At 64.8% G+C, this 23,828-nt stretch carries 13 protein-coding genes; 12 read left to right on the top strand and 1 reads right to left on the bottom strand.

Annotation, left to right across the window (positions count from 1 at the left end):
• Nucleotides 1-3 precede the first annotated feature (3 nt).
• From ACYOEI_RS35395 to ACYOEI_RS35380, 4 genes are all read left to right on the top strand, one after another.
• Nucleotides 4-909 carry a hypothetical protein gene (locus tag ACYOEI_RS35395; RefSeq protein ID WP_462855002.1) on the top strand — a complete coding sequence of 302 codons (906 nt, stop codon included), beginning with the start codon at nt 4-6 and terminating at the stop codon, nt 907-909.
• 373 nt (nt 910-1,282) lie between these two features.
• Nucleotides 1,283-1,591: a circadian clock protein KaiB gene (kaiB, locus tag ACYOEI_RS35390; protein WP_462855001.1), complete on the top strand. Its 309-nt coding sequence runs from the start codon at nt 1,283-1,285 to the stop codon at nt 1,589-1,591.
• The gene (kaiC, locus tag ACYOEI_RS35385; RefSeq protein ID WP_462855000.1) at nt 1,588-3,144 is read left to right on the top strand and encodes a circadian clock protein KaiC; all 1,557 of its coding nucleotides are present in this window, start codon (nt 1,588-1,590) and stop codon (nt 3,142-3,144) included. Before kaiB ends, kaiC begins: the two co-directional genes overlap by 4 nt.
• 2 nt (nt 3,145-3,146) lie before the next feature.
• Nucleotides 3,147-4,703, top strand: a complete 1,557-nt coding sequence (locus ACYOEI_RS35380) for a hybrid sensor histidine kinase/response regulator (RefSeq protein ID WP_462854999.1) — start codon at nt 3,147-3,149, stop codon at nt 4,701-4,703.
• Here the strand turns inward: ACYOEI_RS35380 and ACYOEI_RS35375 are convergent.
• On the bottom strand, nt 4,691-5,962 hold the full coding sequence (locus ACYOEI_RS35375; RefSeq protein WP_462854997.1) for a replication-associated recombination protein A: 1,272 nt from the start codon (nt 5,960-5,962) through the stop codon (nt 4,691-4,693). The genes ACYOEI_RS35380 and ACYOEI_RS35375 overlap by 13 nt on opposite strands.
• A gap of 246 nt (nt 5,963-6,208) precedes the next feature.
• Here ACYOEI_RS35375 and ACYOEI_RS35370 point away from each other — a divergent pair, with 246 nt between their 5' ends.
• From ACYOEI_RS35370 to ACYOEI_RS35335, 8 genes are all read left to right on the top strand, one after another.
• Nucleotides 6,209-8,995 carry a right-handed parallel beta-helix repeat-containing protein gene (locus ACYOEI_RS35370; RefSeq protein ID WP_462854996.1) on the top strand — a complete coding sequence of 929 codons (2,787 nt, stop codon included), beginning with the start codon at nt 6,209-6,211 and terminating at the stop codon, nt 8,993-8,995.
• A 436-nt stretch (nt 8,996-9,431) separates the two neighbouring features.
• On the top strand, nt 9,432-10,724 hold the full coding sequence (locus ACYOEI_RS35365) for a hypothetical protein (RefSeq protein WP_462854995.1): 1,293 nt from the start codon (nt 9,432-9,434) through the stop codon (nt 10,722-10,724).
• 558 nt (nt 10,725-11,282) lie between these two features.
• Nucleotides 11,283-12,572 carry an MFS transporter gene (locus ACYOEI_RS35360; RefSeq protein ID WP_462854994.1) on the top strand — a complete coding sequence of 430 codons (1,290 nt, stop codon included), beginning with the start codon at nt 11,283-11,285 and terminating at the stop codon, nt 12,570-12,572.
• Nucleotides 12,569-14,230, top strand: coding sequence for a permease (locus ACYOEI_RS35355; RefSeq protein ID WP_462854993.1), 1,662 nt, complete (start codon nt 12,569-12,571; stop codon nt 14,228-14,230). Before ACYOEI_RS35360 ends, ACYOEI_RS35355 begins: the two co-directional genes overlap by 4 nt.
• A gap of 345 nt (nt 14,231-14,575) precedes the next feature.
• Complete coding sequence (gene ptsP, locus ACYOEI_RS35350) at nt 14,576-16,345, top strand: phosphoenolpyruvate--protein phosphotransferase (RefSeq protein WP_462854992.1); 1,770 nt, start codon at nt 14,576-14,578, stop codon at nt 16,343-16,345.
• 222 nt (nt 16,346-16,567) lie between these two features.
• Nucleotides 16,568-17,539 (top strand): carboxypeptidase regulatory-like domain-containing protein, encoded by a 972-nt coding sequence (locus tag ACYOEI_RS35345; protein WP_462854991.1) that lies wholly within the window; start codon nt 16,568-16,570, stop codon nt 17,537-17,539.
• A gap of 276 nt (nt 17,540-17,815) precedes the next feature.
• Entirely contained in the window at nt 17,816-18,652 is an 837-nt protein-coding gene (locus ACYOEI_RS35340) for a carboxypeptidase regulatory-like domain-containing protein (protein ID WP_462854990.1), read from the top strand.
• Nucleotides 18,653-19,247: 595 nt separating this feature from the next.
• A complete protein-coding gene (locus tag ACYOEI_RS35335; RefSeq protein ID WP_462854988.1) occupies nt 19,248-23,687 on the top strand; it encodes an outer membrane protein assembly factor BamB family protein in 4,440 nt (1,479 codons plus the stop codon).
• The last annotated feature ends 141 nt before the right edge of the window (nt 23,688-23,828 follow it).

Below are 23,828 nucleotides of genomic sequence, written 5' to 3'. Positions count from 1 at the left end.
TCGATGCTCCCCCGGATCCGGTATCCCCTACCCAGCTTGGTCTCGCTGATCGTCCTCGCGATCCTCTTCCGCCACGGTGAGCGGATCACGAGGCCGGTACGTAGCTCGCTGACGCGTCTCGTCAAGCGGGCCGTCGAAGGTCCCGAGTACCCTTCGTCGGACCATCCCATGGTTGTCGCCGGGCCGATCGTCCGGAGGGCCTTGCTGCTCCGCGAGGGCGTGCCGGCGACGACTCGGCCCGGCGGTCCGACCGCCGAGACCCTCCGATTCCGGATGTTCGTCGACGTCTACGACGTTTGGCCGCTCGACGCCACGCCCGCTTTCTACCGAGTCGGCAATCGTGGACCGATCGGCTGGGTTGCCTCGGCAGACCTGATGCCCTGGGATACCCGACTCGTCGTCCGGCTTCCCGTCGACGGGAAAGAGGCGTCACGAAGCGTCACCGAAAAGGAACATTTTAAAACAGTAACATCTGTGTCGGCACCAATGCTTAGTTGGGACGCCGAGTCGGTCGAGCTTGCCTCCTGGGGTGGGAGCAGCCCCTGGCGAGAAGTCTCCGGGCGGAAGAAGGTCAGGATCTCCGACCTGCCCGCGGAGGCTTGGGGCGTATGGTTGACCCGCGAAGAACTGCTCGTCCTGCTCCGTCGGTCGATCGAAACGAACTCGCCCCAACATCGGCAGGCCCTCCGACTCCGGGCGATATTGGGACGGCTTTCCGACGAATCCCCTTTGACGGAGGACGACCTTAGGACGGCCCGAAAGGCTCTTCCATCCAGGGTTTTCGTCGAATCTCCCGGGGAGTCCGATTCCTCGAGCCAGCGTCTCGGAGAGCTCAATCATTCCTGGCGGACGGAGTCGAGCTGGTCTGGCCTGGCATTTGCATTCATCCCTCTCTCGACGTTGCCCTGAATCGTATCGTGGGATGAGCAGGTACCGAGTTCCATGATTGCATCAAGCTGAATCTGGCCCGACCCCGTGATGGCGGTCGGGAATGCTTGGATCCCTGGATGGTCTTCGTTGACCGTCTTCGGACAGCCTTGCCGGGCTTCCCTAGTGGGAACGTCGCAACGGACGTCGGTTTCGCCTAACGGAACCGTCCGGAACTTGACCGCGTGCGTCAGTGGCTTGGCATGCTCGTCGTACGGCCCGATCGACGGCCGCCGCCGAAGAACCGCCCTCGCGCCGAGTTGCGGCTTCTGTGTCGTTCGACGACACCCTCCTCGACTTCATAGGCCGAGTCGGGGTGCCGAGTCACGGCCCGCATTGCGACGGAACTCATGAAATGAGCAAGTACCTTATCAAACTTTATGTGACCGGGCAGACCACGCGTTCGCTCCGAGCGATCGCGAATCTGAAGAAGATCTGCGATGAGGAACTGAGCGGCCTCTACGACCTCGATGTGATCGACGTCCTGGAACGTCCGCAACTCGCCGAGGACGAGAAGATCCTCGCGACGCCCACGGTGGTCAAGGAGTTGCCCCAGCCGATCCGCCGGATCATCGGAGACCTTTCCGACTCGGAGCGGGTCTTGCTTGGCCTCGACCTTCGGCCTTTCCTCGACTCGGAAGCCAGAGAAGGGAGTGAGACTTGAGGGGGACCCAACGATACCCGTCGATTCCGAAGCTCCGAACCGAGATCGATGGTTTCGACCTGATTGCTGACGGCGGCCTCCCCGAAGCTCGGACCACCCTGGTCTCGGGGACCTCCGGGAGCGCCAAGACCGTATTCGCCGCCCAATTTCTCGCGGCGGGGATCGCTCGAGCGGGCGAGTCCGGGGTATTCGTGACTTTCGAAGAGTCACCCGCCGAAATCCGGCGCAACATGCAAGGATTCGGCTGGGATATCGCCCAATGGGAGTCGCAAGGGGCCTGGGCCTTCGTCGACGCCTCGCCCCAGCCGGGGGAGGGGGTCTTCGAGGTGGGAAACTACGACCTGGGGGCCTTGTTGGCGAGGATCGAGCACGCGATCCGCAAGGTTAACGCGAAACGCGTCTCGCTCGACTCCCTCGGCGGAATCTTCACCCAACTCGGCGACCAGGCGACCGTCCGACTCGAGTTGTTCCGGATCGCCGCGGCCTTGAAGTCCTTATCGGTGACCTCGGTGATCACCGCCGAGCGGACGCGGGATCATGGGCCGGTCTCGCGCTATGGGGTGGAAGAGTTTGTCGCCGACAACGTGATCATCTTCCGGAACTTCCTCGATCAGGAGGTGAGACGCCGGACGGTCGAGATTCTCAAGTTCCGCGGGACCAACCACCAGAAGGGCGAGTGGCCGTTCACGATCGTCTCGGGGGAAGGGATCGTGGTGATCCCGCTCTCCGCCCTCCAACTCAAGCAGAAATCGTCGGATGCCCGGGTCTCCTCGGGCAACGAAATCCTCGACACGATGTGCGGGGGCGGATTCTTCCGGGATTCGGTCATCCTCGTCTCGGGCCCGACGGGGACGGGCAAGACCCTGATCACGACCGAGTTCCTCGCCGCGGGCGATCGGGCCGGCGACCGTTGTCTCCTCTTTGCTTTCGAGGAGAGTCGCGAACAACTCTTCCGCAACGCCCAGGGGTGGGGCGTCGACTTCGCGAAGAGCGAGGAGGAGGGGCGGCTCAAGGTCGTCTGCGAGTATCCCGAGTCGGCGGCCCTCGAGGACCACATGATCCGCATCAAGCGGGAGATCGAGGACTTTTCGCCCGACCGTGTCGCTTTCGACAGCCTTTCGGCACTCGAACGAGTGGCGTCGATCAAGAGCTTCCGCGAGTTCGTGATCGGCCTGACCTCGTACATCAAACACAAGGAAATCCCCGGCCTCTTCACGGCGACCACGTCGTCATTGCTCGGAGGCACATCAATTACGGAAACCCATGTGTCAACGATTACCGACTCGATCATCCTCCTGCGTTACGTCGAGGTGAACGGCCGGATGCATCGCGGGATCACCGTGGTGAAGATGCGCGGGTCGTCGCATGACAAGGACATTCGCGAGTTCGACATCGCCGAGGACGGCCTTCACATCGGCATGCCCTTTCGGGGCGTCTTCGGCATCCTCTCGGGGAACTTCCATAGGGTCCCAGTCGATGGTCAGCAGGAGTTAGGGACCATCTTGGCGAACGAGTTGAAGGAACGGGCGGCCCAGCGGACTATACAGGTTTAATCATGGAACGCCCGAACACTGCTACGGGCTTGGGACCCGACGCCCTCCGTCGAGCCCTCGAGGTCAGCGAGGCGCGGTTTCGCAACATTATCGAGAAGAACGCCGACGGGCTCATCGTCGTGCGGCCGGACGGGTCGATCTGCTTCGTCAACCCGGCCGCGACGCGACTCATGGGCTATCCCGTCGACATGCTGATCGGCGTGAACTTCGGGATCCCGATCCTGCCCGGCGAGACGACGGAGATCGACATCCCCGTGCGCGACGGCGAGATGCGGGTCGCCGAGCTCCGGGTCGTCGAGACGGAATGGGACGGCGAGCAGGCACTCCTCATCTCGCTCCGCGACGTCACCGAGCACAGGAGGCTCGAGGAGGCACTCCGTCGGACGGCCGAAGAGCTCGCCGAGGCCGACCGCCGCAAGGACGAGTTCCTGGCCATGCTCGCACACGAGCTCCGCAATCCACTGGCTCCGATCCTGAATGCCACGCATCTCATGCGGCTCCGTGGGGACGACCCCGGCACCCTGCAGCGGATGCGTGACATGGTCGAACGCCAGGTCCGCAGCATGGCGAGACTGGTCGACGACCTCCTCGACGTCTCCCGGATCACGCGAGGCAAGATCCAGCTCCGCAAGGAACCCGTGAACCTCGCGGCGGTGATCCAGCGAGCGGTCGAGACCACGAAGCCCCTCTTCCAGGCGAGCTCCCAAGACCTGGCCATGACCTTGCCCGAGGGGACGATCCGAGTCCATGCCGACCCGCTTCGCTTAGAACAGATCGTCATCAACCTCTTAAATAACGCATCCAAATACTCGGAGTTTGGAGCTCCGGTCCAGCTCATCGCGACCCGGGAGGACCAGGAGGTCCTCCTCCGGGTCGTCGACCGGGGGATTGGCATCGCCCCCGAGATGCTCGCGCAAGTCTTCGAGTTGTTCGCCCAGGCCGATCGTTCGCTCGACCGCGCCCAAGGGGGGCTCGGCATCGGCCTGACGCTCGTCAGGAGCCTCGTGCAGATGCACGGAGGGACCGTGACGTGTCGCAGTGACGGCCTGGGTAAGGGGAGCGAGTTCAGCCTGCGGCTCCCGATCCTCCTGACAGACCTAGACGACGACCCGGAGCCCGTGCCGGAGCCGGTGAAGACCGAGGGTGTCTCGCGTCGCGTCCTCGTGATCGACGACAACGTGCATGCCGCGGAGAGTCTTGCCCTGATCATCAAGCTCTGGGGCCACGAGGTCCGGCTCGCCTACAATGGCCCGGACGCGCTCGAAACCGCGGTCCGCTTCCTCCCCGACGTAGTCCTGCTCGACATCGGTCTCCCGGGGATGGACGGCTTTACCGTCGCCCGTCACCTCCGCGACAATCCCGCCTTCCGCGACCTCCTCCTCATGGCAATCACGGGGTACGGCCGCGAGGACGACCGACAGCGATCGATCGAAGCCGGCTTCGACCGCCACCTCGTCAAGCCCCTCGACCTCGACCTGCTCGAGGGCTTGCTCTCCGACCCCTCGTCCGTTCGGATCCGGGAGTCGGACGGGACGCCGGCGTTCGATCAGGGGGTGTAATACTCGCGCCCTCGGAGTTCGTCGGGGAGGCAGCTCATCTCATCCCGAGCGGCCGGATCGTCGTGCACATAGCGATATCCTTGGCCGTAGCCGACGGCCTTCATCAGGGGAGTGACGGCGTTACGCAAATGCGCGGGGACGGGCTCCCTCGCGGTGGCGGCGGCGTCCTCGGCGGCGGTCATGTAGGCGCGTTTGATCGCGTTCGACTTCGGGGCGTTGGCCAGGTAGATCGTCGCCTGAGAGAGGGGATAGAGCCCCTCCGGCAGCCCGATGAGCTGGACGATCTGGGCCGCGGAGGCGGCCTGGACCATGGCCTGGGGATCGGCCAGGCCGATGTCCTCGGACGCCAGGATGCAGAGCCTCCGGGCGATGAAGATCGGATCCGCCCCCCCCTCGATCAATCGGGCCAACCAGTAGAGCGCGGCATTCACGTCGGAGTTGCGGAGCGACTTGATCATCGCCGAGATCAGGTTGTAGTGCTCCTCGCCCCCCTTGTCGTACGCGAATCGGGCCCGACCGATCGCTTCGACCAGGACCTCGCGCTCGACCCTGCGTCGGCCCTCTCCGTCCGGCTCGGTCCCCCGCACCGACGACTCGAGCGCCGTCAACGCAACTCGAGCGTCGCCCCCCGCGGCCTGCGCAAGGCGCTCGAGCTCTTCGTCCGGGACTTCGGGAGAGAGTCGGGCCAATCCCCGGTCGGGATCGTCGAGGGCCCGCCGAAGGAGGGTTGCGACGTCGATCGGAGTCAGTGGCTTGAGGACGAGGACACGAGAGCGGGAGAGCAGGGCGGCGTTGACCTCGAAGGAGGGATTTTCCGTCGTCGCGCCGATGAGCGTGACCGTGCCATCCTCAACCGCGGGCAGCAGCGCGTCTTGCTGGGCCTTGTTGAAGCGGTGGATCTCGTCGATGAAAAGCAAGACCCGTCCACCCCGCCGACGCTTCTGCCTGGCCTCGTCGATCGCGGCCCGGACCTCGCGGACGCCCGAAAACACCGCCGAGAGCGCGATGAATGCCGCCCCACTCCGACCCGCCAGGATCCGCGCGAGCGTCGTCTTGCCCGAGCCGGGAGGACCCCAGAGGATCAGCGACGGAAGAACGCCACCGCGTCCGTCGATCCGGCGCAAGAGCGTCCCCTCGCCGACCAGGTGGTTCTGGCCCACGAACTCCGCCAGGGTCCTCGGCCTCATCCGCTCGGCCAGGGGCGCGGACTCGTCCGATTCGGCCTCGTCCTCAGGGTCATCGAACAATCGACCAGTCATCTCGTTCGGCATAGGACTGGGCCTCATCGGCTCGGACTCTCGTGACGTTGCCGATTCTAGCCTCATGGCCTTGCGGATCCAAATCCAGCCGGCCGATCCCGCACTTGGCGAGTCTTGACACCAGGCCTCGACGATGAGGATTCGCCCTGGGGTCGGCCCCTTGTGGTATCATCCGAAGACTCGCGGCTGGTCGTTCTACGACCGGTTTGGAAGGGAGTCTCGCACCGATTGAGAAGGGAGCTCGCGATGTCGGTTGCATCAGGGACGATGATTCTGGCACTCAGCCTCGCCGCAGCCTCCGGACCTTCGGGGCGCTGGATCGGGCAGGACGGGCACGACTACGTCAGCACGTCGAAGGGTCAGACTCCCAGCGGCTACCAGGATATGCGAATCGAGCTGGTCGGGCTCGCGCCGGGTCGGGAGTTGGCCCAGGTCACGATCGCGGGGGATGGCGGAGGGGTCTGGCTGTGGAAGGCCGCTCCAGGCGCGGCGGCGATTGCGGTCGCGCGTCGCGAAGGAGCCTCGACGGCCGACCTCTACTTCGAGCCGTATTTCTATGAACAAGGCCGAAGGTTCTTCGTCACGCTCGAATATGCTGGAGGTGGTAAGGTCGAGCTCCACGTCCAGGGGGGCAAGGCCGACCCGAACCTGCGCATGCCCGGGACGGAGATGATCGCTAGGTGGGTCGGACAGGAAGGGCAAGACCGCGTCGGGACCGGGGTCGGTGTCGGGCCGGACGGGATCCAGGATGCGAGGATCGCTCTTGAGAGGCTCGACCCGGCGGTGGAGATCCGTTGGGTCGAGGTCGAGGGGCCGCAGAAGCTTCGCTGGCAGTCGGGGACGAACCTGAAGGCGTATCCGAACGCCGAGCTGGTTCGCGACCCGAAAGACCGCTCGAAGGCGGAACTCTACTTCCAACCCGACCGCGCAATATCCGGACAAGCGTTACGCATCCACGTGTCGTATGCGAACGAGAGGGGCGACGTTGCACGCGTGGAGGCCGGGCGCTTCGACCCAGCATCGGCGATGCCTCGCCTCGCATTGCCCAGGTTCGTAACGAACTCGATCCAGGCGCATTGGCTCGGTCAGGATGGGTCTCCGGGGAGCAAGCTGGGAGATGTCCACGTCGAGCTCACGGGGCTGCCGACCGACAAGGCGGTCGCGGCGGCCGTGATATCCGACTCGATTCAGGGGGTTGTGGCATTCGTCCTCGACGGGCGATTCAAGCAGCCGAACTTCCCCGACGCCACCGCCGAAGGCTGGCGGCAGGGTTCGGATCGAAGCCGCGCGGACTTCTTCTTCGCCCCGTATCGCGACTCATCGAACACGACTCAGACCCTTCGAATCGTCTTCGACGACGGTTCGATGACGGTCGTCAAGGTGGCCGGGGGGGCCTGCGACCCGCTCAAACGTTTCCCGGCCCCCGCGTCGACCTCGACCAAGGCCAGTCCGGGAGATGATCTGAACGAGCTGGCGAGCCGATATGGGACGGTCACGTTAGCGGCCGGGACCTATCGGCTCACACGACCCCTGATCCTGGAGGGGCCCATAACCCTCGTCGGCGAGCCGGGGGCGACCTTGCTTTTCGAGCAGGCGGCGGACGACCAACCCTGGTCGACGGCGATCAAGATCCATTCGGCGAAAACCACGCTCCGAGATTTCAAGGTCCGCTTCCAGGGCCCGATCCGCTGGCGAGGCGACGTCAGCTATGGGCCTGCGCTTGTGGGGACGACCGACAACTTCGACGTGGGGCACTCCGAGATCAAGCTCGGGCTCGTGTTCACGGGACTCGACATCGAGACCCCGCCGGCCGCGAAGCCCGACGGGTGGGAAGATACCCCGAGGATGTTTAGGCTGCTGAATACCAGCAGCGTCCGGATCGCGAAGAACACGTTCAAGGGAGGCGTGATCGAGTTCTTCGGCGGGCCGATCGAGATCTCGGACAACGAGTTTCGAGGGACGGTCCCTGGGACGTCCACGCAGGGGATGATCGGCGGGCACTTCGTCAACGACCTTGTCGTCCGCGGCAACCGGGCCCACCCTGTGGGGCCTTCGGGGAAGGCCTGGCGGTTCCTCATCCTCACGAACCGAGGGGCCAATATCCGAGTCGAGGAGAACCGAGTCGAGAACGTCGGCCCCCTCGACGGCGATACGATCCCCTGGGCCAACGCGCCCGAGGTCATCCTCACGGAGTCGTATCGCGTCTGGTTCGAGGGGACCCCCTCGACGATCTCGGCGGACGGGCTCGTCGTGAGGATCCCGGGGTTCCCCGAAGGGGCTCCTCGAGACGGCGACTTCGTCTCCATCCTCGACGGTCCGCACGCGGGCGAATATCGGCGGATCGCCCACCCGATCGATCGAACGACCTACCTGCTGGAGACTCCTTTGCCCAAGGATACCGGGGTTATCTCGATCACTTCGGGTTTCGTCGGGATGGTCGTGGAGAAAAACCGGGTCGACTCTCGACTCGGAGCCCGCGCCTCGAATCTGGTCCTGGCCGGGAACCACTTCGGCACCATCGTCCGGGGTAACACCCTGCTCGGAGGCGAGGCGTTCCGAATCCAGGCCTGCGCGAGCGAGTCCCCTTATCACTGGGGATGGTCGCACGTGCCCTATTTCGGCGGGACGTTCGAGGGGAACGTGATCGAGGACTCGCCCCACGGGGGGATCATCGAGGTCGAGCACTCCGCGAACGTGAAGGCGAATCGCGGACGCACGTATCTCTCGATAACGCTCCGGGACAACACGGTCCGCTGGAACGACGAATTCCTGCGCCGACTTGGTCGTGCGAAGTCCCGTCCCGAGCCGGGCATCAAGATCGGTTCGCCCGAGGCGATTGACGCCGGGGAGCTGGTCGTGGGCGGTCGGGGGGACCGACTGATCGCTCCCCCCGAGATCCCGGCGAGCCGAGCCTTCCAGGTCGACTTCGCGACGTTCAACGGCAAACGGATCGGCAAGCACGAGGCTCCTCGTTCGTCGGCATCGCCCTCCGATCGGAGGCCCGTCCGCGTGGGACGTAACCCGGCCCGCTGATGGTTGAGCTCGCCGATGGCCCGATGGCCGGGGCCGGGCCGTTAAGAATTCTTGACTTGCCCGAGTCCCCGGCCCACGGCTAAACTTCTTCGGAAACCTCGACCCTGGCCGCATGGAGCTGTCGGGTCGAGTCCTCGACGATCCTTCCGCGACTTCGCTTGCCACGGTGAATCCCCTCGGTTCACCTCCTCGAGGCCCCCGCCTTTCGAGTCGGGGCCGTCGAGACCAAGAATGAACGGCCCGTTCGTCGACTCGGAGCGGGATCCCCCGGCCGCACACCGTCACTGTGATTGAGCCACCGTAGAGGAGCAACGGAATGCACGACACCCATCCGCCCGAGGGCCCGGATTCCGTCGCGTCGATCGGACGGGGATCGGCACTTCCGACGCAGCCGAGACGAAGCGAACTCGAGTCAGGGCTGCCTTCACTGAGACCGGTGGACTTGCTCTGGATCGCCTTGCTGACCGTCTGGGTCGTCGTCAGCCGACTGCCCTATATCTCCGACCACTCGTACACGAGCAAGGACGGCCCGCTTTATATCCACTCGCTCGCACTCGATCGATCTTATGATGTGCCGATGCCGGGGAATCTCGGGTTCGTGTTGCTGGGCAAGCTTGCGAACCTCGTCTGGCCCGATCCGCTGAACTCCTATGCGGCTGTTTGTATCGGCCTGACCGTCGTCGGCGCCGTGTCGAGTTACCTCCTCGGCTCGCTGTTTCTCCCCAGGTCACTGGCGGCTGCGACCGCGTTCGCGCTCTCGGCAAACGCGATCCTGTGGTGGTATGGGGAAGTGATCTCGAGTTACCTCGTCTGGTTCGCCATCTTGCCGACAATCGGCTGGTTCGGGGCCCGATTCGTCCGAGGTCGGCGTACTTCCGATCTCCTGGGGGCGACGGCGACGCTCGGTGCGGGGATGATCCTCAGGCCCGACCTCCTCGTCTTCGGCTCTTCCCTCTGGCTCGGCTGCGTGGCCCTGGGCCGGCCCTCGTGGAAGGTCGCACTCGGTTGCGTCGGTTTGCTCGCCGTCGCGTGTGCCTGCTGGTTCTTCGGGACGGCCGCCGTGCTCGGCGGGGTCGGCACGTATCTCGAACGCGTCCGCGCGAAGCATGAGTGGGACCGGGCGACCTTCTCGTTCGCCCAGCGCGGGCTCGTCGATGGCCTGCTCAGGAACGGCTCGAAGTATGCGTTGTTCCTCGTCTGGGGGACGCATCTGGTCCTGATCCCCGCGATCCTGGGCTTGTTCCGCGAGTCTTTGGCGCTTCGCAAGTCCTGGCGGGGGATCCTCCTGGCGATCCTCTGGGTCGGCCCTTCGCTCTACTTCTCGTTCTTGATCTTCGCGGGCAATGCGGGATTGATTTTCCCGATCCTCCCGCTCGTCTACCTCGGTGCCGCGGTCGGCTCTCTCGTCTGGTTCGGCCGAGAGCACGTGGGGAAGGCGACCGCCACGATGACCACCCTCGGGCTGCTGAGCGTGGTCCAGTTCGTCGGCGTCCCCATGCTGCGCGAGTCGAATCAACGCGACGTGATCCTGAACGTGACCTTCCTCCGGTTCTCCGCGGCGGGGATCGAGGCGAGGTACAACCGCAACCTCGACGACTACGGCATCTCGGGCTCGCTCACCTCGGTGGTCCGCCAACTCGGTCATCCCGAGCCGATTCCGACGATCCCACCCAGGCTCGGCGACGACGACGAGAGTCGTGCCCGGCACATCCGCCTCTCCGCGCAATGACGACGGGGAAGACTCGCGACGCGCGGTTCAGGTCTCCGACCGGGCGTCTTTGCCCTCGGATGGACACGGACAAGAAATGCGGATTTATCCGCAGATGACGCAGATTTTCACAGATCAAAAGATAGGAGTTTCTCATTTCGTTCGCGTCGATCTGGGTCATCGGCGGATGGTTCCGTCCCCACCGGGCCCGATGCCGGGTCGTAGGACAAATAGGACAAATGCTCGTTGCATCTCTCTTCGAGGTGGAAGCCCCGAAAGCGAATTTTGTTTTTATATATAAACTAAAATAATATTTAAATGATTCTCTTGTTTAAAATCGTTTTTTTAATTGTTTTGCTTGTTGGGATTCCTGAATGAAATGCATTTGATTTGCAAGTGCACCGAATCGGGTTCAGCGTTCCCACCGTAATTGGTCCCTCGACGTTGCCATGCCCGGGCAACCTCGCGTGATGATCGACCGCAAGATTGCCCTGCGTGATGACCATGTGATAGTTTCGTTGGCGACGTTCTCTCCCGCACGTAGCGCCACCATACCGGTCAACGTCCAGGAACGCACGAGTGTCTTACTCCCAGCTCGACGGCAGGTCGCGGTTCCGAGTCACATCTCCTTGGGGGGTGGTGCTTCTCCTTTGGTTTTGCGGGTTTTTCAACTACGCGGATCGGCAAGCGGTGACCTCGGTCTTCCCGCTCCTTTCGAAGGAGTTTAATCTTTCGAAGAGTCAACTCGGGTTGCTCGGCTCGGCGTTCATGCTGGTGTATGCGGGCTCCGCTCCACTGGCCGGGTTCGTGGTGGACAAGGTCTCGAGGCGTACCCTGGTCGTGTCCGGCCTGGCGTTCTGGAGCTTGGTCTGCGCGGCGACGGGGCTGGCTCGGAATTTCGGCCAACTGCTGTTCTATCGGGCGGCGGAGGGTCTCGGGGAGTCGTTCTACTTCCCGGCCTCGATGTCGATCCTGGCGGACTATCACGGGCCGAGGACGCGTTCGCGGGCGATGAGCTTGCACCAGACAAGTGTTTATATCGGGACAGCCGGTGGCGGCCTGCTCGCGGGGGTTATGGGCGAGATCTGGGGCTGGCAATCGCCGTTCTGGTTGCTCGGGATCATCGGTTTCCTCTACGCCGGGTTGCTCGGGTTCTGGATCGTCGAGCCGAAGCGAGGGCAGAGCGACGAGAAGCCCCCCGAGGCGGACGACGAATTCCTCGTGCCGTCGAGCTCCTCCGACTTCATCGGGAACGTCCGTCAGGTCATCCGAGTCCCGGCGGCCGTGGTCTTGCTCGCCGTCTTCGCGGGGGCGAACTTCGTGGCCACGGCGTTCCTGACGTGGTTGACCGCGTATATTTTCGAGAAGTTCAAGCTGGGGCTCGGCTGGTCGTCGTTGACCTCCACGTTCTTCCCGCTGGCGAGTTTGGTGGGGGCGGTCTGCGGCGGCATCCTCGCCGACATCGCGGCGCGCCGGACCGGCGGGCGGATGCGCGTCCAGGGCGCGGCGTTGCTGGTCGGGGCGCCGTTCCTGTATCTGGCGGGGAGCGCCAATACGATCTCGCTCTTCGTCGCCGGACTGATCGGCGTCGGACTCTGCAAAGGGGTCTACGACGCGAACATTTTCGCGTCGATCTACGACGTCGTCCCCTCGGAGGTCCGGGGGACGGCCGCAGGGCTCATGAATACGATCGGTTGGGCCGGGGGAAGCCTCTCCCCCCTGGTCATCGGCCTCGGGGCGGACCGCGTCGGCCTCGGGAATATGATCGCGTGCATGGCCGTGATCTATGCGGTCTTCGGCCTGCTCGCATTCGTGGCGGGCTCACTGGCCCGGAAGAAACCCTCACCATCCGGAGGCCTCGGACTGTGACATCGTCGGCGGACCTGGCGGCAAACCGTCCTCGCCCGAGTTGGGCAGGCCGGGGCGACATCAATGCCTTCTTCGGGCTGATGCTCGACAACCTCGGCGACATGATCCTGATGGCGGGCCTCCTGGTCCACGCCTTCGGACTCCCGTCGGAATTCGTCCTGACGAGGATGATCCCGGGGACGGCAGTCGGGGTGATGGTCGGCGACCTGATCTTCTCCCTGATGGGGATCCGCCTCGCCAGGCGTACCGGGCGGTCGGACGTGACGGCGATGCCGCTCGGCCTCGACACGCCCAGTACCTTCGGCACCGTCTTCCTGATCATCGGCCCGGCCTTTCTCGCGGCGACCAAGCGGGGGCTCGACCCGACCTCGGCGGCACGCCACGCGTGGTATCTCGGGATCGCGATGATCTTCGCCTCGGGTGTCTTCAAGCTCGCATGCGCGCCGTTCAGCGGCTGGATCCGGAGGGTCGTCCCCCGCGCCGGGTTGCTCGGTTCACTGACGGCGATCGCGCTGGTCATTATCAGCTTCCTCCCGCTCATCGACATCGCGGCCCAGCCGGTCGCGGGCATGGTGGCGCTGGCGATCATCCTGGCGACGCTCACGGCCCGTTGGGAGCTCCCCGGCCGGTTCCCCGGGGCTCTGGCGGCGGTGATCGTCGGCTGCGTGATTTATTATGTGATGGGGGGGCTTGGATTCGGCCCCGGGCTCGGGGCGGAAGGGGGCCGCCCCTCGGCGACCTTGCGCGTCGTCCTCCCTGTCCCGATCAACGACTGGCTCGCATGGGCGGTCGAGTTCTGGCGCGAGGCGGTCGGCTACCTGCCGGTCGCGATCCCGCTGGCACTCGCGACGGTCGTCGGCGGGATCGACTGCACCGAAAGTGCCTCGGCGGCCGGGGATGAATACTCGACCGGCCAGATCATCGCCGTCGAAGGCTTCGCCACGGTTGTCGGGGGGCTCTTCGGCGGCGTCATCCAGTCGACCCCTTATATCGGGCATCCCGCATATAAAGCAATGGGCGCGCGATCGGCCTATACCCTGGCGACCGCGCTCTTCGTCGGCGCGGCGGGTGTTGGCGGCTTCTTCGACTGGATCTTCTACCTGCTCCCCAAGGCGGCGGTGTTCCCGATCCTGATTTTCGTCGGGCTCGAGATCACTTCGCAGTCGTTCCAGGCCACGGTCAAGCGGCATTTCCCGGCCGTCGCGCTTGCGTGCGTCCCGGCGCTGGCTTACTTGGCGTCGATCGCGCTCAAGCAACTCTTGCCTTCGATCCCGTTCGCGACGTTGCCGCCGTCCGTCCAGAAGTGGGTCCAGGTCGTGACGATCCTCTCCGGCGGCTTCATCCTGACGAGCCTGATCTGGGCGACCACGCTGGCCCACCTGATCGATGGGAAGATCCGACCGGCCGCCGCGAGCATGCTGCTCGCCGCCGTGTTCGCCTGGTTCGGGATCATCCACTCTCCGGTCGCCTCGGGCCCGATCGTCACGCCTTCGGCCGCGATGGCCTTGGTGGCCGAGGAAGGCCGCACCGAGGCGACAGCCTTCCAGACCCCATATCACTGGGCCGCGGGCTACGCCGGGGTCGCGATCGCCCTGCTAGTCATCGGGGCCATCGGGCGGCCTCCCGACATGGAACAGTTGGAGCCGAGAGCCATTTGAGGATCGTCGACAATTGAGTCAGTCCGTGATACGCTCAGCCAATCGGTGCACGACGCCCCTTGCGTATCTCCTCGGCGTCGGGTATGAAATTTGCAGTCGGGGAGACTCATGGATCGTGAACCCGATTTGGATCTCCGGCACCACCGATTGGTCATCAACCTTTCCCCCCTGAGTGACGGCTCTGGATTTTCTTTCTCGATGTTCTTTCGAGAACGAAGGGGTCGGGAGGAGCATCCCCGAATCGGTCGGGGCTCCTCGCCTTGATAGGCCAACCCCGCCGTGACCTTTGAATTCTCGATCCCGGTTTTTGGCTCGTCGGCTCGATTTTGCTAGACTGGGCGTGCCATGCATAAGGGAATAGCAGTCAGCCCCGGCGTCGTGGTGGGCGTTGCCTACCGAGTCGACTCGGTCTTCGGGTCGAGTGAGCCGCAGCTGCTCGATGACCCCTCGCTCGTCACCGAGGAGATCGCTCGGTTCGACCGCGCGATCGTCCTCTCGTCGACCGAGCTCGAAGGGATCATCATGAAGGTTGCCCAGCAACTCGGCAGTGCCGAGTCGGACATCTTCAAAAGCCATCTCCAGATCGTGAACGACCAGACCTTGGTCTCCAAGGTACATTCGCTCATCACGTCGCAGCACCTCACGGCGATCTCGGCGCTGCAACTGTTCCTCCAGGGATACGCCGCCTCGTTCGCTCGGGTCGAACAGGACTATTTCCGCGAACGGATGACCGACGTCCGCGACGTCATCCTGCGCATCGGCTCACACCTGACGCCCCATCCCCCGGTCATGCATTCCGCCGAGCAGGGGAATGGGCACGGCGAGGACCCGCTGATCCTCGTCGCGCATGAAATCCTGCCGAGCCAGGCGATGAGCCTCGGTAACCTGCCGATCGCGGGGATCGTCACCGAGACCGGCGGCGGGACGAGCCACGCCGCCATCCTCTCGAGGAGCCGGGGGATCCCCGCCGTCTCCGGCGTCCTGGGTATCACGGGCGACGTTCGATCCGGCGACTTGATGGTCGTCGATGGCCGGGACGGCCTCGTCCTCGTCCGACCCGACAGCGAGACGACTTCGGCCTACCGCAAGCTCCAGCGCGAGTTCTTCAATCTCAAAGACCGGCTTGTCCTCAACCGAGACCAGCCGGCCAAGAGCGCCGACGGCGCCCAGATCGAGCTCCTGGCGAACATCAACAACCTCGCGGACACCCAGGCGTCGCGGAAGGTCGGCGCGACGGGCGTCGGCCTGTTCCGGACCGAGTACCTGTTCCTCACCCACCAGGACGTCCCCGACGAGGAAGAACAGTACGAGTACTACCGCCAAATCATCGAGGATTCTCCGAACCGGACGGTCACGATCCGGACCCTCGATCTCGGCGGCGACAAGACGGTCCCCTACCTGGGACGGAGGAGCGAGGCCAACCCGTTCATGGGCTGGCGTTCGATCCGCCTCTCGTTTGAGCATCCTCGCCTATTCGAGCGTCAGATCCGCGCGATCCTTCGCGCAGGGCGGCACGGCAAGGTCAACATGCTCTTCCCGATGATCACAACGCTCGAAGAGCTTCGATATGTCAACAAGCTCGTCGAGGAGACTCGTCGGAATCTCAAACGCGAAGGGGTCCCGTTCGGGGAGGACGTCAAGACGGGCGTGATGGTCGAGGTCCCGGCGGCCGCCGTCTGCATCGACGCGATCCTTCGAGAGACCGACTTCATCTCGATCGGCTCGAACGACCTGATCCAGTATCTCGTCGCGGCCGACAGAGACAACCCGAAGGTCGCCCACCTCTGCGAGCCCCTGAGCCCGGCGATCTTCAAGGTCCTCCAGATGGTCCTCGACGCCTGCCAACGGACGGGGACCCCTGTGACGCTCTGCGGCGAGATGGCGGGCCAGCCCCGTTCGGTCCTCGCCCTCTTCGGCATGGGCCTCCGAAGGTTCAGCATGAGCCCGGCCTTCGTCCCCACGATCAAGGCCTTGCTCGCCTCCGTCACGACGGCCCAGGCGGAGCGCTTCGCCCATCAGGTCCTCCAGCTCAAGACAAGCGAAGAAATCCGGTCCTATCTCACCTCGCGGCTCCACGAGATTTCGAGCGCCCTCGAGGTCTTCGATACGGTCTGAACGAGCGCCGACCGGAGACCTTGGTATCATCGAGACCGCCGACGACTCCACCTCCCCGACCCTCTCGACGTACCCTGTCGCCGCGACCATACTAGCGATCGGTTTGATGCGAGGGCGTGTCCACGCCCCGAGAATCCGACGCGATTCGTCTCCCCGAAGGCCGACGCTTCTCGGTGGGACGAGCGAGCTTTCGTCGTGATCGACGGATCAAGGAGCGAACGTATGAGATCGTCTTGGAACCGAAGGCCCGCGGGAATGGCCCTGGCCGGTATCCTGCTCCTCGCCTCGGGGTGTGGCGGCAAGTCGGGGGAGAGCGACGAGGCCACGGTCCAGCCCGACCCGACGGTCCCCGCCGCGGCCCCGAATCCCACTCCGACCATGACCCCGGCGCCTGCCGCGACTCCGCCTCCAGCCCCCGAAACTAAGCCAGAGCCGTCGCCCGCGGCCGCCTCTCCGGCTCCCTCCGCCGCCGCGACCGCCGAGGAGGCCAAGCCCGGTGGATGGGGGACCTTGAAGGGGCAGATCACGTTCAGCGGCGAACCCCCCGCCTCCAAGCCGCTCGTCGAGCAGGGGAAGGCCCCCGTAGGCCCCGACTTCTGCGCGAAGGACGCCCCGATCCTCTCGGAACGCCTCGTCGTGGATTCGGGGACCAAAGGGGTCAAGAACGTTTTGGTGTACATCCCCAAGCCGACCGAGGTCAACGCCGAAGTGAAGTCGGCCGCGGCCCAGGTGGAGGTCGAGTTCGACCAGCAGAAGTGCGTCTTCAAGCCCCACGTCCTCGCCGTCATGGCAGGCGCGAAGATCCTGCTGAAGAACAGCGACGAGACCAATCACAACATCAACTCGAAGCTGCGCAACAATCCCTTGAATCCCAACCTCTCCCCCTTCGCCACGCAGAGCTACCCGACAGAAAAGGCAGAGCGAGCCCCGGGTGAAGTCATGTGCGACATCCACCCCTGGATGAAGGCCTATTGGCTCATCACCGAGAGTCCCTATTTCGCCGTCACCGATGCGAAGGGGAATTTCGAAATCAAGAGCGTCCCCTCGGGGACCCAGAAGGTCGTGGTCTGGCAGGAGGCCGTCTCGGGGGGAGGCTACGTCACCCCGGCCGCCGGGATGGAGGTCAGCATCAAGACGGGCGAGCCGAACACCGTAAATCTGTCGATCGATCCGGGTAAGATCCTCGCGCAGTGAGAGACCGTCCCGGGGCCCTACCGTCGCCCTTGTGAGGTTGGGGACCGAACGCGTCGACGTCGAGGTCATCGCGAGGCTTCGGCCGTGGCAGAAATCCGGCCTCGCGCTGGGAGTGGCCTGGTCGGAGAGACTCAAATACCATTCGCCGAGATGGGTTGTTCGGGGGGGGTATCCTGGGTCCGGCGAAGGTGTTAAGATGAGGATCCTGCCTACGAAGCTCGAGTCGATGAGCGAGTCCCACCCAGAGGCATCTACTTCGCAGAAGGGTTCCCCGCGATGAAGCTCCCCACACGTTGGTTTTTCGATGCGCGTCCCTGGTGTGCCGGTCTCTCGGCGGCGCTCGCCGTGACGGCGATTGCCGTGAGCTCGGCGGTGGCCACGCCCCCCGTCGGTGCGATCTCGGCCGCCCTCCCCGCGCAGGCCGGTTTCGGCACGATCAAGGGACGGCTGGTCTGGGGCGGCGGCGAAGTCCCCGCGCAGAAGGTCCTCGTCGCCAAAGGTGCGGCGACTCAAGATCCGGTCTGCGGCAAGAACGCCGCGATCCTGTCGCACGAGCTGGAAGTCGATCCCAAGACCAAGGGGGTCCGATACGGGTTCGCCTACGTCTTCCAACCCAAGGGGACGAACCCGGCCGCCCTGAAGGCCTTGCTGGCCAAGACGCCGACCGCGATCGTCGACCAGAACAATTGCGACTTCGTCCCCCACTCCATCGCACTCGTCCAGGATCAGCCGATCCTTTTCACCTCGAACGACGCGACAGGCCATAACGTCCACTTCACCGCGTTCGTCAACGGCGCGTTGAATCAGATGCTGCCGGCCAAGGCGAAGCTGCAGAAGAAGCTCGTCGCCGAGAAGCGGCCGATCCCTCTGTCCTGCGACATTCACCCCTGGATGAAGGGCCACATCATGGTCTTCGACCATCCCTTCTTCGCCGTGACCGAAGCCGACGGCTCGTTCACGATCGAAGGCGTCCCGGCCGGCGCCCAGAATATCGTCCTCTGGCAAGAGTCGGTCGGCTACGTCACCCCGGGCGCGGCCCGTGGCATGAAAGTCGATGTCAAGGCCGGCGCTACCACCGACGTCGGTGACATCCTGCTCAAGCCGAAGAAGTGATCAAAAGCTCATAAGGATCGACTCTTCGCCATCGGGGAGTCCGACGAATGCGTCGGACTCCCCGATCGCTTCTTTTATCGGGATTGTTTAACATCCTCATTCAGGATCTGCGTATCCCAAAGGGAGATGCACCGAGGCGTAGGACGATTCCCCTGGTCGACTCAATCCATAAGTTGATGAATCCTCGCGGAGTGGGGTTGTCTGTCCTCGGTGAGGTGAACGAGGGATCAAGGCGTGAAGCTTGGGCATGGACGCACGAAAAGAATGCATTTCCGGGAGGCGTTCGCCCAGGGACTGCCTGACTCTCGTGGTTTCGCGTTGCCTGAAACGTCCGGTATCCGATTTGCTGTTGCAATGCGTGCCGGGAATCGTGTCCAATCGATGAAGGCTCCCCGAGCGGCTTCGTCGAAGGGTCGGTGGAAGGACGGATGGGCGATTTCCGGGTCGGGAAGGATCCCTCGGTCGTGATTCCACTCGCTCCCCTTTCGATGAGTGACGAGACCATGAGACGATCACGTCGATGATCCGGTCGGTCCCGATCGCACGGAGTCACCATTCCCTGCCTGATCGAGTATCAGGCGCGGAGGGGCCATTGATGATGAAGATCCGGGCTCGAGCGGGGCTGGTTTCACTCGCGATACTCCTCAACTTCGGGGGGACCTTGGCTTCGGCGCAAGGGCCGAACCGAACCGCCACGAAGTTCTACCCCGATTTCAGCGACACCGCCGACACCCTCCTGCGGAACGCGACGAGCCATGTCCGCGACGGGCAGTGGGCCGAGGCCGTCGAGATCTACCAACGCGTGATCCAGCAGTACGGCGATAAGGTCGCGCGGCTCCCCAAGGACGACGCGGCCGAGGATCGGACCGGGGATTCTCTCCTGTTCGTCGACTTGCGCCAGTTCTGCCAGCGTCGGATTGCGGCACTCCCGCCCGAGGCGCGGGCGATCTATCGAAATCGGGTCGATTCGCAGGCCGAGCGTTGGTATCGCGATGGGGCCGAGGGACGCGACCGGTCGCTTTTGCGAAGGGTCGTCGACCAGGCCTTCTGCAGCTCCTGGGGTGACGATGCGCTCGACTTGCTCGGAGACCTCGCCTTCGAGGACGGGCGATTCGACGAGGCGCTCGCGATGTACCGACGGCTCGTCCCGGACCGGCCGGACGACCTTACGGGGCTGACCTTTCCCGACCCCAGCGTCGATCTCGCTCGGGTCGCGGCCAAGAAGATCCTCTGCCGCGAGGCGTCTGGGGAGCCGGTCGGCCCCGCGGCGCTCGAAGCATTCGCCAAGACTTATCCCGCGGCGAAAGGCGCCCTGGCCGGTCGCAGCGGCCCTTATGCCAGGAGCCTGGCCGATGCCCTCAAGGGGGACCGACTCGCGCCTCCCGCCCAGCCTGACGGACGCTGGCCGACGTTCGCCGGGTCGCCGACGCGGAACCGGATCCTGCCGGGGACGATCGACGTCGGCTCCTTCCAGTGGCGCGTCGAACTGCCGGCGTTCGACCCTAACCGATCGTCGGCAACGATGCGCGGAGGCTTTCGCGGAGGGTTCGGGATGCAGTCGATCCCGGTCCCCAAGGACCGCCTGCTCGCCTATCACCCGATCGTCATCCGCGACCAGGTGATCGTCTGCAACGAGAATCGCATCCAGGCCTATAACCTGAACGACCGCCCCCAAGGCCCCCCCGGAAGCCCGTCGGGGACCGTGAAACCCGTCTGGGAAGCCCCTCCTGAGAATCAGGACGGATCGACCGTCCAGACGACGATGCCCATGGCGGCGGTCCCTCGCTACACCCTCACGGCTTACGGAGATAAGGTCTTCGCTCGGCTCGGTCCGAACACCAGCAACCTGGCCCACGCCGGGCGGACCTCGGGACAGAGCAAGATCGTGGCCGTCGACCGGAGCACGGAGGGGAAGTTCCTCTGGTCGAAGCTCTCGAACGAGGTGGTCCTCCCGAAGCGGTCGGTCGACGGCGGGATGCGAACGGGCTTCGAGGGGACGCCCGTGGCCGACGCTCGTCACCTCTACGTGGCGATGACGGATCGTCGGGAGCAGACCTCGACCTACGTCGTCTGCCTCGACGCCGAGAACGGCTCGACCCGCTGGGTGCGCTACCTTGGCGCTGCTTCGACCGACAACGACAACCTGATCGGATTCGGCTTCGGGGGCAACATGGCGCTCTCGAGCCTGTTCAATGACTTCGGCCACCGCCTGCTCACTCTCGATGGCCCGACCCTGTATTACCAGACGAACCTCGGCGCCGTCGCCGCGCTCGACACGGAGACCGGCGGGGTTCGTTGGGTCGCCACCTATCCTCGGCAAGATCGCATCGAAGGGGGACCTGGGCACGAACGCGACCTGAACCCGGCCATCGCCCACGACGGCATGGTCATCGTCGCGCCGAGCGATTCGTCCTCGATCTACGCCTTTGAATCGGAGACCGGTCGTCTGCTTTGGAAGTCGGACCCGGTTGCCGCGGACGCTAAGCTGGCGCACCTCCTCGGCGTGGCGAAGGGCCGACTGATCGCGACGGGTGACCGTGTCCTCCTCTTCAACGTGAAGACGGGCAAGCTCGAGCAGACGTGGCCCGACAGCGGCCGAGCCTATGAAGGCTACGGCCGCGGATTACTCGCTGGCGACCGGATCTACTGGCCGACCAAGAACGAGATTCACGTCCTTGACCAGGCGAGCGGGCTCAAGGCCGATCAGCCGATCAAGCTTCAGGAAACGTTCCAGACGACGGGCGGCAACTTGAGCGTGGGAGACGGCTACCTGATCGTCGCGCAGACCGATGGCCTCGTCGTGTTCTGCCAGAACAGCCGTCTGATTCAGCGATATCGCGAGGAGATCGCCCGCACCCCCGACCAGGCGTCGAGCTACTACCGACTCGCTCGGGCCGCCGAGGCGACGGACCAGGATGAGGAGGCGCTGACGGCCCTGATCGCCGCGGCGAACAAGGCCCGCCCCTCGGAGATGATCGACGGGATTCCTTTGATTGAGGCGACCCTCGACGAGCAATTCCGCCTGCTGATGCGATTGGCCAAGCGGGAGCGTGCGGCGAAGGCGACCTCCAAGTCGATCGAGCGACTCGAGGCGGCCGCGAAGGTCGCCCGCTCCGATCGTGACCGGCTCTCGGCTCGGATGCTCTTGGCCGAGGTGCAACTCGAACGGCGCACTCCCGCCGACGCGGTGGTCACGCTCCAGGCGCTGCTGGCGGACGATCGCCTCCGTGTCCTAAGCGTCGCGACGGACGACGGGCATCGCTCCGTCCGGGCCGACTTGCTTATCGGTGATCGACTCGCGCAGATCCTCCGCGATCAGGGACGTGAGCTCTACGCGGCTTTCGACCGCGACGCGGCCCAACTCCTGGATCGTGGTCGAGCGGAGAAAGACCCGAGACTCCTGGAAGAGATCAGCCGGAACTTTCCCGTCGCGGCCGTCGTGCCAGAATCGCTACTCGCACTCGGGGCGGTCTGCAACGAGCTGAACCGGCCGGCCGACTCGGCCCATGCCTACAAGCGGCTCCTGGCCCATGCCAACAACGACACGCTCCGGGCTCGAGCCCTCCTCGGACTGGCCCGGGCCTACGAAGCCCAGCACCACTGGGTACCGGCCCGCGATACCTATGTCGAAGCCCTCTCCCGATTCGGGAGCGTGCGGCTCGAGGAATCTCCGGGCGAGACTCTCCTATCGAGCCTCGTCGGCGATCGACTGGCCCGCGACCCGTTCGACCGGATGACCGGCGACCGGTCCGAACCCAGCCTCCCGGTCCCGCTGGCGAGGCGTTGGGGTAGGCCCCTTTCCGGGAGCCTTCGTCCGCTCGCCGCCGACGGTGTGCCCCCCAGCCCCGAGTCGAGCCGAATCTTCCTCGTCCAGGGGATCCAGTTGCGGGCCGTCGACTCGAGAACCGGCGAGTCTCCCTGGGGCGTCGACCTGGGAGCCACGCCGATCTGGGTCGGATATCTCGCGGACAAGATCATCGCGGCGACGGACACCCGAGTCGTCGCCCTGAATCTCGAGAAAGGGACGATCGAGTGGACCTACGAGCGGAGTGATCCTCAACGCTCGTCCAAGGACGCCAACCCGTTCGCCAAGGCCGATGTCGAGACGAATCCGTCCGCCGTCCTGGACTCGGGCAAGCTCCAGGGCTTCCAGATCGTCGGAGACCGCGTCTTTTGCCTGAGGGGCGAACGTGAGCTCGTGGCGCTCGACGGAGACACCGGGCTGGCCGATTGGTCGTATACTCCCACGACGGGCGTGATCAACCCGCTCCTCTGGATCGGCCCGAGGAGGATCGTTCTCCAGGTCCTCAAGCCGAACACGATTCACGTCCTGGAGACCTCGGACGGGCGGCGGGTCGGCGAGACTCGGCGGAGCGAAGAGGAAGGCTGGGCCCGAACTCCTCTGCCCATCGACGACGATCACGTGGCCCTCGTGACCGACCGTCGCACGGTCACCCTGTTCGACCTCAAGCGCGGAGTCGACTCCTGGGTCTTTCGCGAGAGCAAGGAGCTGCCGAAGAATGGTCCTCCGCTCTTGCTCGGCAACGCCGAACGCCTGCTCGTGCTCCAGGACGGTACCGAGCTGATCCGGCTCGACCCCGCGACGGGCGTCGAACGCTGGTCCAGGCCGCTCGGCGCCGAGAATCTCAGCGAACGCCCGCAGTCGCTCGCGCTCGATGGTGATCGGTTCTACTGGGCCGGCGACCGAAGCTTGCGAGCGTTGTCGCTCTCGGACGGCTCGATCACCTGGTCGCGGCACCTCGCCGGCCCCGAGTCGGGCTGGTCGATCGCCCTGACCGAACGCTGCGTCATGGCCTTCCCGATCAATGCCGACTCGGGCGAAGGAGAAGGGGAAAACCTGCCCCTGGTCTTCCGTCGCCGAGAGTCGGGAGAGTTGGTCCAGCGGCTTCTTCTCCCGGTTTCGGTCACGGATGTCGCGATCCGGCTCGCCCCGAAAGGGGCGATGGTGGCCAGTCGGGGGGGTGTTTGGGCCCTGGGCGAGCGCGCGATCGGCGAACTTTCCAAGTCACCCTGAAGGATGGGGGTTGTCCCATGACCGTCGCCCGGCGGTCGAGCACGGAGCGTCGAGGGAAGTCGCGAATCCAGACTTCGGGAGGGCCCGGGGGGCGACCCGCGGCCGTGCCCAGAGCGGTCCGTCCGACGCAGGACCCCGGAC

Source organism: Singulisphaera rosea (assembly GCF_054877945.1).
Note: the sequence above shows the minus strand (reverse complement) of the source record. Positions and strands in the feature narration are given on the sequence as shown.

Excerpts from the sequence above, each read along its gene's own strand:
- ACYOEI_RS35335 (WP_462854988.1), top strand. The coding sequence starts at position 19,248 with ATGATGAAGATCCGGGCTCGAGCGGGGCTGGTTTCACTCGCGATACTC.
- ptsP (WP_462854992.1), top strand. The coding sequence starts at position 14,576 with ATGCATAAGGGAATAGCAGTCAGCCCCGGCGTCGTGGTGGGCGTTGCC.
- ACYOEI_RS35380 (WP_462854999.1), top strand. The coding sequence starts at position 3,147 with ATGGAACGCCCGAACACTGCTACGGGCTTGGGACCCGACGCCCTCCGT.
- ACYOEI_RS35375 (WP_462854997.1), bottom strand. The coding sequence starts at position 5,962 with ATGACTGGTCGATTGTTCGATGACCCTGAGGACGAGGCCGAATCGGAC.
- kaiB (WP_462855001.1), top strand. The coding sequence starts at position 1,283 with ATGAGCAAGTACCTTATCAAACTTTATGTGACCGGGCAGACCACGCGT.
- ACYOEI_RS35340 (WP_462854990.1), top strand. The coding sequence starts at position 17,816 with ATGAAGCTCCCCACACGTTGGTTTTTCGATGCGCGTCCCTGGTGTGCC.
- ACYOEI_RS35395 (WP_462855002.1), top strand. The coding sequence starts at position 4 with ATGCTCCCCCGGATCCGGTATCCCCTACCCAGCTTGGTCTCGCTGATC.
- ACYOEI_RS35370 (WP_462854996.1), top strand. The coding sequence starts at position 6,209 with ATGTCGGTTGCATCAGGGACGATGATTCTGGCACTCAGCCTCGCCGCA.
- ACYOEI_RS35345 (WP_462854991.1), top strand. The coding sequence starts at position 16,568 with ATGAGATCGTCTTGGAACCGAAGGCCCGCGGGAATGGCCCTGGCCGGT.